3 protein-coding genes are annotated in these 2,294 nt (G+C 55.7%); 2 read left to right on the top strand and 1 reads right to left on the bottom strand.

The window, feature by feature from the left end; all coding sequences use genetic code 11:
• Nucleotides 1-388: 388 nt before the first annotated feature.
• Nucleotides 389-814: a hypothetical protein gene (locus AC1DJN_RS21615; RefSeq protein ID WP_442251408.1), complete on the bottom strand. Its 426-nt coding sequence runs from the start codon at nt 812-814 to the stop codon at nt 389-391.
• 284 nt (nt 815-1,098) lie between these two features.
• Here AC1DJN_RS21615 and AC1DJN_RS21610 point away from each other — a divergent pair, with 284 nt between their 5' ends.
• Both AC1DJN_RS21610 and AC1DJN_RS21605 read left to right on the top strand, forming a co-directional pair.
• Nucleotides 1,099-1,314, top strand: coding sequence for an SDR family NAD(P)-dependent oxidoreductase (locus AC1DJN_RS21610; protein ID WP_442251421.1), 216 nt, complete (start codon nt 1,099-1,101; stop codon nt 1,312-1,314).
• Nucleotides 1,315-1,329: 15 nt separating this feature from the next.
• Nucleotides 1,330-1,899, top strand: a complete 570-nt coding sequence (locus AC1DJN_RS21605; protein ID WP_154329106.1) for a cyclin-dependent kinase inhibitor 3 family protein — start codon at nt 1,330-1,332, stop codon at nt 1,897-1,899.
• Nucleotides 1,900-2,294 lie beyond the last annotated feature (395 nt).

Genomic DNA, 2,294 nt, shown 5'->3' with positions numbered 1-2,294 from the left:
TCAGTGGCCAAGGCACTGTCAGTGATGGACGGAGAGACACTGATTGATAAGGCCGTAGCATACGTGAAGCTCACCGACCTTCGGATATGGACAGGGACGTACGCGAGTTGTCTGATCGATATGGTGCCTGATCGCTCCAGCTGCAATCCAGACGCAAGCCTGCTCACCGTCCGTGCCTCGCCAGACTTCGGCGTACGATCGCCCGGCCTGTGTGCGGGCTGCAAGTGCTGCATCATCCTCCCAGAGCATCGGGACTTCTGGGAGGATCGACTTCTGAAGAATCAGGCCATTGTCCAAGCAGATCGAATCAACTCTAAGGACCAGCGATCAAAGATTGCCATGAGTCGTGTCGTTCAGAGTCGAGCAGTTCTGAAGATGATATCCAAGGCTACCGGGGACGCCTCCGATCGTTCCGGCGGAAGTTGACGACATTGGCCGCTTCATCCCTGTTGGCACTTCTCTTCTGAAGCCGGGACACTGCGAGCTGAAGGGAAGCGTTGTGGATACTTGTCTTGTACACCAGAGCCTTCAACCTTGCATTCTCGGCTCTGAGCTTGGCGAGCTCTTCAGTCACTGAGCCGCGCTTCTCCTCCTCAGCTAGTTCTTGAATTTTGAGCCAGACATGCCCCAGTCGAGCGTGCCTTGATCCAAAGCTTCCTCTATTTACGCCCGCCTCCGCCGCGACCGAGGTTGGCGTGATGATCCGATGACCTGCGGCCACCTTTGCTTTCAACAATTCATTGGTTGGGCGTCGCTTCACCAGACGGTCAAGAGCGGCCAACGCTTTGTCCTCTACTGAGTAGGGTCTGCTCATGCTGCTTTCCGATGATTCGTCGTAGCCAGTACATAGCCTACGCCACATGCGCCGCCGAATCAGCTGGGTGGAATCCGTCATCTCAGGGTTTGCTGAAAACAGCGACTATCAAACTCCAGAAGCTGATAAGGGTCGCGTTAGCTACTCTATCCTCGACGTTCTGTTTCGGTTTGTAGTAGGCATCCTCCAGGATCCTACGCAACTAGGTCCCCAATACACCATGTTCAGCACGTAGATGCTTTGATTGTCAGTTCTAACGCAACAGGAAAGCGCTTACCGTGTCCATGAAGGGAAAGGTTGCATTAGTTGCTGGCGGCCGCTCTGGCATTGGATTGACGATCGCACAAAGGTTCTCAGTAGACGGTGCTCGCGTCTTCACCGCCCAGCGTCGTGCAGACATCGTGTTTGAAGGCATTGAAGCGGATTTCTCGGATCCAGCCTCTGCGCAACGCGCCGTCTCAACCGTGACTGATTTGTTTCTCGCCCCTGAGGGCTATTGATTTTGGAGAGAGCAGGTGAGCAGGACAAGTATTTCCCATCCACTGCAGATTGCTACCTTGCCCGTCGGTACGAACGGCGGTGGGATCGGCGTCACCTTTGCACCAGGAAAGCATCAGGACGTTGCAATGACTGGGTCTTGGGCTCGGGACCTGGACGTCGATCTAGCTTCGATCGTCGCGTGGGGAGCACAGCATCTGATCACGTTGATTGAGCCGTGGGAGTTCGAGGAGCTGCAAATCACCTCTTTGGCGGAACGTGCCAGAGCGCACGGCTTGGTGTGGCACGGCCTGCCAATTACGGATGGTGCGGTACCTGATGCGCGACTGCTTGAGCCATGGCGATCCCTAGGGCCACAGTTCGCGGCCAAGCTCTTGTCCGGAACCAGGATCGTGGTGCACTGCAAAGGCGGTTTGGGTCGGGCCGGCACAGTAGCGTCGATGCTCCTCATTGAAACAGGCTGCGCTTCAGACGGCATCGATGCAATTGCTAAAGTGCGCTCAGTGCGGCCCGGCGCGGTGGAGACAATGGAGCAGGAAGAATTCATCCTAAGCTGGTCTGGTCGCCCAGGCCAAAGCCTGAGCTAGCCGCAATGCACCGCGACCCGACACCAACTCCGCTTGGGAGGATATTTTGGCCAAGATGGCATCGTACCGATACATGATTGACATGTGTCCCTGAAAGCATGCTTGCACCGAGCTGAGCCCAACCCGCGCTCTCAATACTGAGGAGCGGGAAGCCAGATGGGAACAAGATTGCTCGTCGCCAATCATCCAGCTTTGTCCCTAGAGTTTGCGAGACAGCCCGATCGCCCAATTTGATGTAACGCAGGGGATGCGCTATCCCTCGTGGAACCTGTGACGTTGCATAACGGCATTCAAGTCGTTGAACATCGCGTCGGTCACACCAAACTCACTGATATAGCGGCCGAGATGGCAGACATAGAAGGTATAGCTGCCCTTCTCGCTCAATGGTATGTACA

This window comes from Stenotrophomonas sp. 05L414_2 (assembly GCF_056397905.1).
This window is presented reverse-complemented; position numbering and strand designations above follow the sequence as displayed.